The following is a 14,740-nucleotide window of genomic DNA, read 5'->3' as shown; positions in this document are numbered from 1 at the left end:
AGGAGGAATTCAAAGTGGCAGAATTGCAAATGAAGAATATTTATAAAATTTATGATAAAAACGTTACAGCAGTAAAAGACTTCAACCTTGATATTCAAGATAAAGAATTCATCGTTTTCGTTGGCCCTTCAGGATGCGGTAAATCTACTACATTGAGAATGGTAGCCGGCCTGGAAGAAATCTCTACAGGTGATTTCTATATCGACGGAAAGCGTGTCAACGACGTGGCTCCAAAAGACCGTGACATTGCAATGGTGTTCCAGAACTACGCTCTTTATCCTCATATGAGTGTATATGACAACATGGCTTTCGGGTTGAAATTACGTAAATTCGATAAACAGGAAATTGACCGCCGCGTACAAGAAGCAGCAAAGATTCTTGGGCTCGAATCATTATTGGATCGTAAACCTAAAGCTTTATCTGGTGGTCAGCGCCAGCGTGTGGCACTCGGCCGTGCGATTGTCCGTGATGCAAAAGTTTTCTTGATGGATGAACCACTTTCCAACCTTGATGCCAAACTGCGTGTACAAATGAGGGCGGAAATCGCCAAGCTTCACCAACGGCTTCAAACGACAACCATCTATGTTACACACGATCAGACAGAAGCAATGACAATGGCTTCCCGTATCGTTGTCATGAAAGATGGTTTGATCCAGCAAGTTGGTTCTCCTAAAGAAGTATATGATAAACCTGAAAACGTTTTTGTCGGCGGATTCATTGGATCACCTGCAATGAACTTCTTCCGTGGATCCCTTCAAGAAGGGAAATTCACATTTGGGGACGTGGCAGTCGATGTCCCTGAAGGCAAAATGAAAGCTTTGCGTGAACAAGGGTACATTGGAAAAGACATCATCCTTGGTGTAAGGCCGGAAGATATCCATGATGAACCCGTTTTCATCGACTCTTCCCAAGGATCAAAAGTCAAAGCAAAAATTGAAGTATCAGAGTTAACTGGTGCGGAAACAATGCTTTATTCACGTCTTGGCGATCAGGATTTCGTTGCCCGTGTCGATTCCCGTTCAGATGTTCAAGCCGGTGAAACAATCGACCTTGCATTCGACATGAACAAAACACACTTCTTCGATGCTGAAACAGAAGTACGCATCCGCTAATAAAATACATCCAAAAGGCCGTTCCGATTTAAGTGGGAACGGCCTTTTTCACTATTAGATTTCGGTAAATTTGATGACCCTCGTTTCCTCATGGCCGCAATCCCCCGCAAACAAGTGTATACAATCGTCAGAACCTGAGCTGTCGGGAATCCCATCCGCAAGCTTAATTTCATCAATATCCATATAGGCACTGTAGTCATCATAATAATCATAGATTCTTCCCCTGTCAGTCAACTTGGCCTCGCATGTGGAGCAGTCAATTGCCATTCGGGTCACACCATTGCATAGTGAACATGCTTTCATTTCCATCACCGCTTCTTCTGCAGGATTTTATCATTACTATGCTTTGTTTTTCCCCGGGTTTTATGTGTTAATCATCTGTTTCTCTTCAGGAATAAATTCCCTCTTGCAACCTTGTATATATTTTTTTAAAAATACCATAATACAGAGTAACAGCAGCAAGAAATCAACCCATACAACGCTGGGTTCACCAAATTAGATGGCCGCAGAAATTGTGCGGGACTGGTGCAAGTCCAGTTGACCCAACCATAAAAACATCAAGGAGATGACAAACCATGCAAAACCAACAACAGTCACGCAGCAATAACTCTAACCAACTAGTAGCTCCAGGAGCTCAACAAGCTATTGACCAAATGAAATTGGAAATCGCTTCTGAATTTGGTGTACAGCTTGGTGCGGATACAACTGCACGCGCTAACGGTTCTGTAGGTGGAGAAATCACTAAACGCCTTGTACAGATGGCTGAACAGCAAATCAGCGGTTACCCACAACAATAATACAACTTAATATTAATATGGCTAAAGCCCCTGACATTCAGTCAGGGGCTTCTATCGTTTTACTTTTTTAAGTTCACCATCTTCATCGGGTCGATCCATTCATCAAATTGTGATTCTGTAAGGTAGCCGGAACGGACAGCAGCCTCTTTCAATGTCAGGCCTTCCTTGTGGGCTGTTTTTGCAATCTCAGCCGCTTTTTCGTAGCCGATATGAGGGTTAAGTGCAGTAACTAGCATCAATGACCTGTTTACAAACTCTTCGATCACTTCATTATTTGCCTCTATCCCTTGTGCACAATTCTCATCAAAAGAACGGATGCCATCAGCCAAGAGCCTCACTGACTGAAGCAAGTTATGAATGATGACAGGTTTGAATACATTCAGTTCAAAATTCCCCTGACTCGCTGCAAAACCGATGACTGCATCATTTCCGAACACCTGAGCAGACACCATGGTGAGTGCTTCACTCTGGGTTGGATTCACCTTGCCAGGCATGATGGAGCTCCCGGGTTCATTTGCAGGAATGACGATTTCCCCGATACCGCTCCTGGGACCGCTGGAAAGCCAGCGTACATCATTAGCAATCTTCATGACATCAGCAGCCAATGCCTTTAAGGCACCATGTACATGAACGATCTCATCATGTGAAGTCAATGCATGAAATTTATTAGCAGAAGATATAAAAGGAAAGCCGGTTTGTTCTTTTAACTGGGCCGCTGCCATATCTCCAAATCTCGGGTCAGCATTGATTCCGGTACCCACTGCCGTTCCGCCGATTGCCAGATTCAACAAATGCTTGCTGCTTTCTTCAATCATTTGCTTCGATCTCTCCACCATCGCCCTCCACCCGCTGATTTCTTGGCCTAAAGTCAACGGGGTGGCATCTTGCAGATGTGTACGGCCAATTTTTATAACATCCATGAATTCCGCTTCTTTTTCCTTCAAAGTCTTATGGAATTGGTCGATAGCTGGTGCCAGGTTTTCATGGATTTCTTTATAAGCTGCAACATGCATGGCTGTAGGAAATGTGTCATTCGAACTTTGTGACATATTCACATCATCATTGGGATGGACCTGTTCATCGCTCTCCAGAATCATCTGATTTGCCCTGTAGGCGACAACCTCATTCACATTCATATTTGACTGAGTGCCGCTTCCTGTCTGCCAGACAACAAGAGGAAAGTGTTCATTGAGCATTCCAGAGCTGATCTCATTGCATGCTTTTACGATGGCATCCTTTTTCACATTTGACAATTTTCCAAGCTTGTTATTGACTATGGCCGCTGCTTTCTTTAACTCTGCAAACCCGTATGTAACCTCAAGTGGCATCCGCTCATGACTGATTTTAAAGTTTTCCTTGCTTCGCTGAGTCTGTGCCCCCCAGAATTTATCTTCAGGAACCTGAATCTCTCCAATCGTATCACGTTCTGTTCTATACTCCATTTTATCTCCTCCTTCACATTTCTCTTTATTATTTTTCCACTTAAATTCAAGAAATAACATCAATGGCAAAATAATGTAGATATTTTTATATCTATTGAAAGCCTATGTGAAACTAGAAAGGAGGATGCGGAATTATCGTCTTCGCCGTTCGTTTCACAGGTTCCTCTCCAAATTCAGCCATTTTGGGGACATATTCAATTTGACCGGCTTGAACCAGATGCCTATTGCCTATTTAATGCAACGAAAAAGCTTAACCAAACGGCTAAGCTTTCACCTCTTATTGTATTAAGTTCAAGAACTGGCGGGTCCTTTCTTGCTTTGGATCTTCAAAGATTTCTGCTGGTTTCCCGCGTTCGACGATATAGCCTCCGTCCATGAAGATAACTTCATCCGCCACTTCCTTGGCAAACTTCATTTCATGTGTTACAACGACCATCGTCATGCCTTCCTCGGCCAGGTCCTTCATCACCTTCAAGACTTCGCCGATCAACTCCGGATCCAGGGCCGAAGTCGGTTCGTCAAAGAGCATGACTTCAGGATCGATCGCCAATGCACGGGCTATCCCTACACGCTGCTGCTGACCGCCTGAAAGCTGGTATGGATAATAGTCTACTTTGTCACCAAGCCCGACCTTTTCCAAAAGGGAAACGGCCGTTTTCCTCACTTCTTCCTTCGTTTTTCTCTGAACGATCACCGGCCCTTCCATAACATTTTCAAGGGCTGTCCGATGCGGAAAAAGATTATAATTTTGAAAGACCATCCCCGTCTTGCGCCGCATCTCAAGAAGCTCTTTTTTCGCCAGCTTCTTGCTGAAATCCATTTTTGTACCGCTGATGCCCAGTTTCCCCTCATCAGGTACTTCCAGGAGGTTAAGGCAGCGAAGGAACGTTGTTTTTCCCGAACCGGATGGGCCGATCAGTACAATTACCTGACCCTTTTCAACTTCTATATCGAATCCTTTAAGGACTTCAAGGTCTCCAAATCTTTTCTTCAATCCTTTGATGCTGATCATCCTGCTTGCTTCCTCCTCTCTTTACTTGGCAATATACCGGTCAAGTCTTGATTCAACCCTGTCCTGAATAAGTGTGAGAATGAAACACATGACCCAGTACAGGAATGCCGCTTCTATATATAAAAGAAGAAATTCATACGTTGTCGCAGCAATTTCCTGGGCTTTCCTGAATAATTCGGTTACCAGGATCAGGGAAGCCAAAGACGTATCCTTCACTAAACTGATAAAAGAGTTTGATAGAGGAGGAATGGATACCCTTGCTGCCTGTGGCAGGATGACCCGTTTAAGGTTCTGCCCATATGTCATTCCAATCGAGTAGCCCGCCTCCCATTGCCCTTTAGGGATTGATTGAATGGCTGCACGAACAATCTCAGAGGCATAGGCCCCCACATTCAATGAAAAGGCAAGGACTGCGGAAGGAAACGGATCGAATTTCAACGCTTCGATACCCAGATTCCCCAATCCAAAAAAGATAATGAATAATTGCACAAGTAATGGGGTCCCCCTGATTGCCGATACGTATACCCGTGCAATTCCCCTTAAAATTTTACTTCCGGATAATCTGCCCAGTGCTGTCAAGATTGCCAAGATCATTCCGCATACAAAAGATATCAGTGTTAGAGGAATAGAATAATACAAAGCTCCCTTCACCATAGGAAGCAGGGAGCTTTGCAGGATATCCATCATGCGTTCAGGATCTTGAAAAATACTACCTAGGAGATACATCTTCGCCAAACCATTTTTCAGAAATCTCGGCGTATGTACCGTCTTCCATCATTTCCTCTAACGCTTTATTTACTTCTTCGACTAATTCTTCATTTCCTTTACGGAACATTAAACCGCTCTGGGAAGCATTCTCTTCTTCAGCCACAATCTCAACATTTGCATTCTTTTGCTTTTGCAGGTAATCCAAAATTGACAGCTTATCGTTGACTGTTACATCCACACGTCCTTGTTCCAGCAATTGAATCGACTGAGCAAGCCCTTCAACGCCTTGAATCTTAGCACCATAACCTTCAGCAATATCTTTATAATTGCTTGTCAAGGATTGAGCAGAAGTCAGCCCTTCAATGTCTTCAAAGGATTTCACTTCGTCATTATCCTTGCTTGCAACTAATACAGCAGATGATTCAATGTACGGGCTTGAAAAATCATATTTCTCCTGACGTTCTTCCTTGATTCCTACCTGATTGGCAATCATATCGAAGCGGTTGGAGTTCAACCCTTCAAACATTGCATCCCACTGGGTCTCTTTAAAGACCGGTTCTACGCCGAGACGACTGGCTACTTCTCTGGCAATTTCCACATCGAAACCAGTAAGTTTACCTTTTTCATCATGGAAAGTGAATGGAGGGTATGTTCCTTCCGTTCCGACCAGCAGCTCACCATTATCCTGGATTTGGTCATATAATGACTGCTCCTCGTTGCCTTCATTTCCATTCCCTGCTGTTTCATCGTTATCAGCATTATTTCCACAAGCTGCAAGCAGGAATACTGCACCTAAAAAGAACAAAATGTTCAATGTTACCTTTTTCATCTTAAAACCTCACTATTCTTATCGGAATTATTTCATCAACGTTAGCTATCATAGAATGTTATACCCATTCTGTCAATAAAAATGTCTGCTCCTTATAGTTTTCTCCATAAGTACAGAATTCATCAAAATTGTTATAATATTTTTAGAGCATGAAAGGAGGATTCAATCATGAAGATTGCCTTATTGGGGGCAACAGGCAGAGTAGGGACTCTCATCTTGAAGAAGGCACTGAAAGATGGGCATTGTATCAACACGTTAGTCCGGGATATTTCTGGCAAGAAATATGATCACCCAAACCTTTCCTACATTAAGGGCAATGTTCTGCTGGAAAAGAACCTTGAACTTTGCTTTCGCGGATGTGATGTAATTATAAGTGCACTGGGTACTGATAAGAATGATGTACTGTCTAAAAGTATGCCTCTTATCCTAAAAACGATGAGAATGCATAACATTACCAGGATCATCACAATAGGTACGGCGGGTATTCTTCAATCAAGGGAATCACCTTCCCACTATAGGTTCCAAACGAACGAATCCAAAAGAAAAACCTCAACAGCTGCAGAAGATCATTTAAAAACCTACCTTATGTTGAAAAATTCAAAAATGGATTTCACAGTGGTTTGTCCCACCTACCTGCCGGAAGGAGAAAGGACAGGCACCTTCCGCACTGAGAAGGACGTTCTTCCGGAAGGTGGAAAGAGCATCTCGATATTTGATACCGCTGACTATGCCTACAGCTTAATTAAAGAAAAAGACAGTTATTGCTGCAGAATTGGAATCTGTTATTGATGTATAGAGATCAATAGGCTAACCATCCTTGCAGATAAAGTCTCTATCAGCTTTTTTTGCTATTTTTTTGTGCTTTGTACACTGATGCCATTTTATTGAATAGTATCACGACGATCGAAAGCAGCCAAAACAAAAAGCTCCTCTGCTGTTTAAAGGAGCTTTTGCTGGCTTATTTGAAAATGATGGAGATAATTTTATCCATCGACATTCCACTTTCAATTTCAAAGGAGCCCGGCCTTAATTCATTCTCAAGACCTCGTTTTTCCACCTCTTTATAGAAATCCATCCCATTATCGATGATTTTTGCATTTTCCAGAGCATTTCCAACATCAATGCTGGTCATACCCGTAGAAACAGACAGGATTGCGCGGTAGACGACTTTTTCTCCGCTTGAGTCCTCTTGCTTCTCCTCCGGCTTTTCTTCAGCTTGTTTAGTTTCCGATGCTGCTGCAGCCTGCTTGTTCCATTCTTCTTCTGTATGTATGACGTATCCACTTGAAACAAGCTGGTCAATCATTTCTTTCTCACTAAGTTCTTGCTTTTGTGCTGTGCCGGCAGGCTGTTCAATGCTTTCAGCTTTTGTTGGCCCGAATAGGTATACAGCGCCAATCATGGTGGTTGCAATCAACAGACCTAAGGCAAAACTGCGCAATGAATTCTTCATCATTGTACCGCCATGCTCCTTTCAATCTTCCTTGCCATATATGGAGCAAGCATTTCCTCGACTTCATATGTCTTAAGCCCGGTCTTAGCAGCAATGCTGTCGGTGGAATATCCACGTTTTTGCATGTCGAGGACCTCTCGAAGCATGATGCGTTCTTGTGAAGTTTGTTCCATTGCCCCTGACTGTTTTGCTGTAATTTCTGCATCTAATTCAATAGTGCGGATTTGTTTTTGCAGTTCATGCACTTCATTCATCAATGAAATTGAAGAGTGTTCAATTTGCTGTTCAAGTTGTGATTTGGATTGAGTCGTTTTAAAAAACGATAAAATGAGCAGCACTATGGCCGAACCAAACAAAATGGCAATTACCCATCCCATCATGGAATCCTCCCTTACTTTCATTCTATAGTACAAACTAGATTATACCTTGATACTACCCGAAATGGGTTTAATTTCGACAAAATCCCCCTTTTGTCCCGTCTTTATGACAGGATACCGAAATACTCATGCTCCATAGGGGCTAATTTAATTCGAGAAACCAGTTTAATCGTATATGCTATTCATCTGGTTTTAAGCTGATGATCATTCGATAACAGGGGGGACTGAAGGATTACCTGGTCCTGGTGATACACCGTAATCGTTAAGGACGGCAATGTTGTCTTATGGAGCGTTCATGCCACACACTTATCCTTAAAGGGACGGCAAAATGGGTTTATGAAGCGTTCATGAGGCATCCTAATCGTAAAATAAAAGGCAACATTGTCTTATCAAGCGTTCATACGACACGCTAATCCTAAAATGGACGCCAAAATGGTCTTATGAAGCGTTCATGAGGCACCCCTAATCGTTAAAGGGAAGGAAAAGTTGTCTTATGAAGCGTTCATGCGACACGCTAATCGTAAAATAAAAGGCAAAGTTGTCTTATCAAGCGTTCATGAGGCACCCCTTTATAGCTAAAGGGAAGGATCAAATGATTATCATTCCAGGACTGCAACCCCGGAATTAGAAAAGAGAGTGTGCCCAGATGAACACACTCTCTTTTGTCTTAAAATCCCTTTACTTCATGCTGACCATTTCAGAGATGAACAGGTCTATTGGATTCATACCTGATTTTACCGGTTTAATCAGTTCATGTAGGATTAAGCTGCTTTTCTCTTCTTTCAAACCCTCTCATGAATTAGATCAAGATTCATATAAACTCTCTTCCACCTGCAAAATCGTAGAGGAATTAGGATCCGTTTCATACATTCATCCAGCACACCTGCCTTGCATGCACCAATTAAGCTGCTTTTCCGACTTCACTTTTTCATCACGCCTGAACTGTTTATGAATTATTACAACAGGAAGCGGCCTAACCCGTCTTGCCCATCTGCTTGCCTTGCTGCAGTTCATACATCTGATAGTATCGGCCTTTCAATTCCATAAGTTCATCATGTGAGCCTTTTTCAGAAATGGTCCCTTTATCCAGCACAATGATTTGATCTGCATTTTTTATAGTAGATAGACGGTGAGCGATGATGAATGTCGTCCGGCCTTGTTTCAGGACCTCCATCGCTTCCTGGATCATTGCTTCTGTTTCAGTATCAATGCTCGATGTGGCCTCATCCAGGATCAAGATTGCCGGATCGAAAGCCAATGCTCTCGCAAAGGAAATCAATTGACGCTGACCGGAGGATAATGTACTTCCCTTTTCAATCACAGGTTCATCATACCCGTTCTCAAGATTATGAAATACCTTCCCTGCTCCTACAGCATTCAGTGCCGCTTCCACTTCCCTGCGCGAAATTTCAGGATCATCCAAGCTGACATTTGAGGCAATCGTCCCTGTAAATAAATAAGGATCCTGGAGAACAATCCCCATATGTTCACGGATCGTTTGATAAGGGATATTCTTGATGTTCTTTCCATCTATCAGGATTTCCCCCTCATTGCAATCATAGAAACGGAAAAGCAAATTCATGATTGAGCTTTTACCGGAACCTGTGTGGCCGACCAGTGCGACCGTTTCCCCCTGTTTGGCTGAAAATGATATGTCCTTCAATACATGTTCATTATCCTTATAACCAAAGAAGACATTGTTAAACGAGACATCTCCCCTATATCGCTGCATTCTATCATCTTCTACAGAGGTTCCGCCTTCATCCAATAATTCAAATACCCTTTCACCAGCCACAAGTGCCTGTTCAAGGTTTGCAAGCTGGTTCACAATCCCTGTCACAGGCTGAAAGAGACGATTGATATAATCGACAAAGGCATATAGAACACCAAGTGATACAACTGCACCCGATCCCATTGCACTTCCGCCAAAGTACCAGATAAACGCCACAAAAGTTATGTTTCTCAACACACCCACCAGATTGTGGGATGTCAATGAATTCAAGCTGAGCATTTTATTCTGATACTTGAAATGTGTTTCATTCAGCTCTTCGAATTCATTTTGAGATTTCTGCTCGCGGCGGAATGCCTGGATGATGTTCATCCCTTGGATGGATTCATTGATCATTGCATTGATATCGCTGACTTTAGTCCGGATGACATGGTTGTATTTAGATGCGTATCTTCTATATAAAACCGTCCATACCGCAATAATCGGCATGAGCAGTAGACAGATGGCTGCCAATTTTACATCAAGGATAAATAAGGCGATATAGATTCCTGTAATGTAGATAGCACTTGTGAAAAAAGTTGATAATACCGTTACATAGAGCTCCCTGATCGCTTCTGTATCATTCGTGATTCTCGCTACCACTTTTCCGGCAGGCAGGTTGTCAAAGTAACGGATCGGCAACCTTTGAATATGCTCGAATACATCTGACCGCATTTTTTGAATGACGCGGTTTGCGGCTTTCTTCAAATAAAATCCCTGGCCGTATTGAAAGAATGATGCAGCGACCAGCAATCCAAAATACAGCGCAAGCAGTGTAACGATTCGCGGGATCTCGGGATTATAGAAATCGATCAGCTCACCTGCAGAAATTTTTTCAGCTTTATAAAAGGACGATGCGTTATTTCCTTTCGTAATGACCAATTGCCCATCTTCAATTTTGCGTTCACCGGTTTCCGTGACAGGTTCATTAACAAAATAAAATTCCCTGCCTACCGAGAGGACACGTACCTCTTCCCCTTTTGTCTCGCTTTCAGTAAAATATTTTTCTCGTTTATACCAGTTCCCTTTATAACGAACTGCATCTTTTGTGTCCTCCGTTTGGTACCAGGCGGCTTCAATGCCAAGGATATGATCATCAATCATCTTCTTGGCGATGAATGGGCCAGCCAAATCTGCCGCTACTGAAACCGTCAGCATCAGCAGGGCAGCTATGATGATCTTTTTGTATATCAAAGCATAATTTAATAATCGTTTTCCTACACTCATATGTTTGCCTCCTCAAGCGAGGATTCCTCAATTTTCTGGCGGTCGAATTGTTCCTTATACCAACCCTCATTCTTCAATAAAGTTTCATGTTCGCCTTCCTCTATAACCACCCCATTATCAATGACAATAATCCAGTCCGCATGCTCCACAGCTGATAACCGGTGGGTTGTAATAATGGTGGTTTTCCCGCGTCTTTCGCGGCGGATATTCTCAATGATCTTTGCTTCTGTTTTTGCATCAACCGCTGACAAGGAGTCATCCAGAATGAGTATTTCAGGATTTTTAATCAATGCACGGGCAATGGAAATCCGCTGTTTTTGTCCGCCTGATAAGGCAACACCCTTCTCACCGACCAGAGTGGCCAATCGATCGGGCAGTATTTCCAAATCTTTCTTAAAATCAGCCAGTTCTATCGCTTTTTGTAATTCTGCCTCTGTGGCATCAGGCTGGCCGAATAGAATATTTTCCCTCACAGTCCTTGAGAATAATACATGGTCTTGAGGAACATATCCGATCCATCCCCGGACATCCTGCAAGTTTTGTTCTTCTATGGGAACATTGTTAATAGCCAAGATTCCTTTTCCACTTGGATACTCCCTCAGCAGCTGTTTGATCATCGTCGTTTTTCCGCTTCCGGTTTTACCGACAATCCCCAAAGTCTCCCCTTTTTGCAGCTTCAGATTAATTCGGCTCAAATTATCGACTTTTGAGGAAGGATATCTAAAGGTCACTTCATTGAAGACGATGGTCTCAGGATTATTGACACCTTGGGGATCAACGGGATTCTTAACATCTTCCTCATAATTCAATGTCTCCTGCACACGGTCAAGAGATGCGTTCCCTCTCTGCATGACATTGATCAGCTCTCCTACCGCAAACATTGGCCAAATCAACATTCCGAGGTAAACATTGAAGGATACCAGCTCCCCAAGCGTAATGGTCTGATGAAACACCAGATAAGCACCGTAACCCAATCCAATCAGGTAACTCAAGCCAACAAGCACCTTTATGGTCGGTTCGAATAAGGAGTCTATTTTAGCCACTTCGATATTCTTGTTGTAAACATCCTCAGTCATTTGCGAAAATTTTTCTTCATCTGCTCTTTCCTGCACATATGCCCTGATTACTCGCACCCCGGCTATCGATTCAAGCACTTTATCGTTCAAATCGCCAAAAGCATCCTGGGCTTCCACGAAGCGTTTATGAATCCGTGCTCCATAGACCTTCATCAGCCAAGCCATAAATGGCAAAGGCAGTACAGCAGCGAGTGTCAATTTCCAACTGACGAAAAACGCCATTGTAGACAGGATGGTCAGCATGAAAACACTTGAGTCAATCAGAGTCAGGATTCCAAAACCTGCAGTAACGGATATGGCCTTTAAGTCATTTGTCGCTCTCGCCATTAAGTCTCCCGTCCGGTTCTTTTCAAAGAACGTGGGAGTCATTTTCAACAAATGGCCCATAAACCTTGATCGAAGCTTTCTTTCTACAAGAAACGCCCCGCCAAAAAGCTGGTACATCCAAATATAAGTCAGTCCGTATGAAACTGCTAAAATCACCGCAAGCCAAATTAAATACTGTCCTAAGTTACTCATTGTCATCCTGCCGATTTGTATGTCATCAATGGCCATGCCAACAATCTTTGGAGGCAGTACATCAAGGATGCCGACGAAGGTCAGCAGCACGATAGCCACGGTATACCTCTTCCAATTTTCTTTAAAAAACCAACTTAATTTCGCTAAAACACTAAACATCATTCTTCACTCCTCTACTCTTCACTGCTATCCGCCTTCTGTCTCCACAATAGGCATCATCATTTCAACTCTCACTTTCAGCATGTTCATTCCTCCTAGAGAATTTTTTATATGTTAACAGGTCATCCTGTTGACATCTGTAAAATTATTCCAAATAATGACAATAAAAAAAAGACACACCGCGCCAGGCAGTTATGTCTTTGAACATAAAAAAGGCACCGATTACATACATAACCGTGCCTTATATCACAATTCGAGATAAGAAGGTCCTTAAAAGGCTGGATGGTATTCCAGACAGGTTACATGATTATATTGTTTTGAAACTGTATTATTATGGATTCTTATCACATTAATCATTTCAATCATCACGAAACCCTCCTTTTACATTCATTTTCAAAGTCATGATAACATTACCATGGTGAATAGGCGGTGTCAATCACTATTTTCGGATTATTCATGTTATTCATTCATTTCATGTTTTGGCTGGGCAATTATTTATATTCAGTACTTTTTCTTTTATGCTGCTCTTACAGCTGACCCATACGCTAATAATTTCTGAAGCATTTTGCATGACAGCCCTGCGGTTTAAATCTCACTAGCACGTTCGCATCGGCCCACTTTGTTTGGCGTCCTTGACATCCGAACTTATTGCCTGCTGTCGTGCCGGCTCCATCCGTTTGCTGTACTACTGATTTCTCCACCGGGAATTTTATTAATCCTGCAATAATATCTTTGCCGATATGCCTTGCTTGACCCAAGAGCCGCTTTCAGAGGTTTTCTCTCTCACCAGGGAGTCCGGCTTGTTTCATTCTTGCTTCCTCCGTTATTTTGGATGAAAAAATCCCTTAATTGAAAATTGTTTGAGGACTGTAAAATTGTCGGTAGTTTACCTGTTCTGATGATGATATTTGACAATCCAAAAGGACCTCTTCAAAAGAAGTCCTTTCACTATCAGGAAACAACCGCCGCTTCCATTTCCTCTGATTCTTTCATGAATTTCGGCAGGAGGAAAGTGTAGAAGATCCCTACAAATAGGAGGCAGCCGCCCACAATCCAATAAAGCATTTCAATGCTCAGGATGGCCGGGAAACTGTACGCGATGAATCCAAGTGTTATGGATTGTGACAGCATCATAAGCGGACTGATCCAGCCTTGGACACGGCCCATCATCTTGGGTTCAATGATACTAGGCATCCACCCGCCGATGGCTATATTCACAAGCGGCAGCCCAAGTGCCGCAAAGAAGATTATGCCAAGGAACGTCCAGGTAGTTGTTGTAAATGACGACAGGATGATGAAACTTCCAGATATCGTTAATCCTGCCACAATCAAGTGGTGGAATTTGAACTTTTGCGTAAGCATGGAAGCTATGACACTGCCTATGAGAACACCCGCTCCGAATGCAACACCAAGTAGAATGGAATATTCCTCATATGTTTGAGGTGCGAGTTTGTATTTTAAAATAAAGATCGGCATGACCGAAAATCCACCGTTCACCACACCGAAGACAAAGAATCCTCCAATTAGGCTCATCAACAGCTTGTGTTTAAATATATACAGCATTCCCAGCTTGAAATCTTTCATAATAAAAGAAAAACTGAGATCTTTTAGAGTATGATGGCCGTTCGGTAATCTAGCTTCAACAGGAACTTGACACTTTTTGATTAAGATGGCGCTTATGATGAACGTGATTATATCGACAATAACCGCTCCATAAATACCGGCAAGCCAGTAGATCAGGATGGCGAGTCCGTTTCCAAACAGCATGAACAGGCTCATGACCATTTGGTTCAGCCCCGCTGCCGTGGAGTAGTCATCTTTGTTTAATACCCCTTGCAAGATCCCCTGTTCCGCAGGGAAGAAGAACTTCTGGACCGCACTTCTTAAGAAAAGAACAAAAAAGATGAAGGGCATCCAGCCCAGGAAGATTGCCGCCAATAAGATGACTGACAAACATGCACTGATGGTATCACAGTAATAGGCAATTTTCTTCCGGTCCATCCGGTCGGCCAACACCCCGACCAGGAAGAAGACTGCTAGTGTCGGGACAGAGTACATCATTTCCGTTATCGATGCATAGACCGGCTGATCTGAGAAACGGTCAAGCAGGTAAAACATGAAAGCTGTAAGCCCGATGACACTTCCCAAATGAGAGGTGAAATTAGCAAAAAACAATTTTGAGAACGTAGGATTCTTAAAGATTTCCTTGAATTTTTTCATGATTATTTACTCCCATCCAATATTTGATCTGCTTTCATTGT

13 protein-coding genes are annotated in these 14,740 nt (G+C 42.7%); 3 read left to right on the top strand and 10 right to left on the bottom strand.

Features of this window, described 5'->3' with window-relative positions:
• Window positions 1-14: 14 nt before the first annotated feature.
• Window positions 15-1,112 (top strand): ABC transporter ATP-binding protein, encoded by a 1,098-nt coding sequence (locus AC4E8A_RS06090; protein ID WP_490197403.1) that lies wholly within the window; start codon window positions 15-17, stop codon window positions 1,110-1,112.
• Between the two features lie 54 nt (window positions 1,113-1,166).
• On the opposite strand, the gene AC4E8A_RS06085 is transcribed toward AC4E8A_RS06090, so the two are convergent.
• Entirely contained in the window at window positions 1,167-1,421 is a 255-nt protein-coding gene (locus AC4E8A_RS06085; protein ID WP_490197401.1) for a hypothetical protein, read from the bottom strand.
• A 266-nt stretch (window positions 1,422-1,687) separates the two neighbouring features.
• Here AC4E8A_RS06085 and AC4E8A_RS06080 point away from each other — a divergent pair, with 266 nt between their 5' ends.
• Window positions 1,688-1,909, top strand: a complete 222-nt coding sequence (locus tag AC4E8A_RS06080) for an alpha/beta-type small acid-soluble spore protein (protein WP_006838227.1) — start codon at window positions 1,688-1,690, stop codon at window positions 1,907-1,909.
• 59 nt (window positions 1,910-1,968) lie between these two features.
• Here the strand turns inward: AC4E8A_RS06080 and fumC are convergent, their stop codons facing one another.
• The 4 genes from fumC to AC4E8A_RS06060 all read right to left on the bottom strand — a co-directional run bounded on the left by fumC (window position 1,969) and on the right by AC4E8A_RS06060 (window position 5,900).
• On the bottom strand, window positions 1,969-3,351 hold the full coding sequence (gene fumC, locus AC4E8A_RS06075; protein WP_490197399.1) for a class II fumarate hydratase: 1,383 nt from the start codon (window positions 3,349-3,351) through the stop codon (window positions 1,969-1,971).
• A 277-nt stretch (window positions 3,352-3,628) separates the two neighbouring features.
• Window positions 3,629-4,363, bottom strand: a complete 735-nt coding sequence (locus AC4E8A_RS06070) for an amino acid ABC transporter ATP-binding protein (protein ID WP_490197398.1) — start codon at window positions 4,361-4,363, stop codon at window positions 3,629-3,631.
• A 21-nt stretch (window positions 4,364-4,384) separates the two neighbouring features.
• Window positions 4,385-5,089, bottom strand: coding sequence for an amino acid ABC transporter permease (locus tag AC4E8A_RS06065; RefSeq protein WP_490197396.1), 705 nt, complete (start codon window positions 5,087-5,089; stop codon window positions 4,385-4,387).
• Window positions 5,073-5,900 carry an amino acid ABC transporter substrate-binding protein gene (locus AC4E8A_RS06060; RefSeq protein WP_490197395.1) on the bottom strand — a complete coding sequence of 276 codons (828 nt, stop codon included), beginning with the start codon at window positions 5,898-5,900 and terminating at the stop codon, window positions 5,073-5,075. The genes AC4E8A_RS06065 and AC4E8A_RS06060 overlap by 17 nt, the downstream gene beginning before the upstream one ends.
• Window positions 5,901-6,068: 168 nt before the next feature.
• Between AC4E8A_RS06060 and AC4E8A_RS06055 the strand changes: the two genes are divergently transcribed.
• Complete coding sequence (locus AC4E8A_RS06055) at window positions 6,069-6,689, top strand: NAD(P)-dependent oxidoreductase (protein WP_490197393.1); 621 nt, start codon at window positions 6,069-6,071, stop codon at window positions 6,687-6,689.
• 169 nt (window positions 6,690-6,858) lie between these two features.
• On the opposite strand, the gene AC4E8A_RS06050 is transcribed toward AC4E8A_RS06055, so the two are convergent.
• From AC4E8A_RS06050 to AC4E8A_RS06030, 5 genes are all read right to left on the bottom strand, one after another.
• Window positions 6,859-7,356 carry a hypothetical protein gene (locus AC4E8A_RS06050; protein ID WP_490197392.1) on the bottom strand — a complete coding sequence of 166 codons (498 nt, stop codon included), beginning with the start codon at window positions 7,354-7,356 and terminating at the stop codon, window positions 6,859-6,861.
• The gene (locus tag AC4E8A_RS06045) at window positions 7,353-7,733 is read right to left on the bottom strand and encodes a hypothetical protein (protein WP_490197390.1); all 381 of its coding nucleotides are present in this window, start codon (window positions 7,731-7,733) and stop codon (window positions 7,353-7,355) included. The genes AC4E8A_RS06050 and AC4E8A_RS06045 overlap by 4 nt, the downstream gene beginning before the upstream one ends.
• A 970-nt stretch (window positions 7,734-8,703) precedes the next feature.
• A complete protein-coding gene (locus tag AC4E8A_RS06040) occupies window positions 8,704-10,725 on the bottom strand; it encodes an ABC transporter ATP-binding protein (RefSeq protein ID WP_490197388.1) in 2,022 nt (673 codons plus the stop codon).
• Window positions 10,722-12,479 (bottom strand): ABC transporter ATP-binding protein, encoded by a 1,758-nt coding sequence (locus AC4E8A_RS06035; RefSeq protein ID WP_490198783.1) that lies wholly within the window; start codon window positions 12,477-12,479, stop codon window positions 10,722-10,724. Before AC4E8A_RS06035 ends, AC4E8A_RS06040 begins: the two co-directional genes overlap by 4 nt.
• 951 nt (window positions 12,480-13,430) lie before the next feature.
• A complete protein-coding gene (locus AC4E8A_RS06030) occupies window positions 13,431-14,699 on the bottom strand; it encodes an MFS transporter (RefSeq protein WP_490197387.1) in 1,269 nt (422 codons plus the stop codon).
• Between the last annotated feature and the right edge of the window lie 41 nt (window positions 14,700-14,740).

The sequence above is a fragment of the Bacillus sp. SRL337 genome (assembly GCF_984799155.1).
Note: the sequence above shows the minus strand (reverse complement) of the source record. Positions and strands in the feature narration are given on the sequence as shown.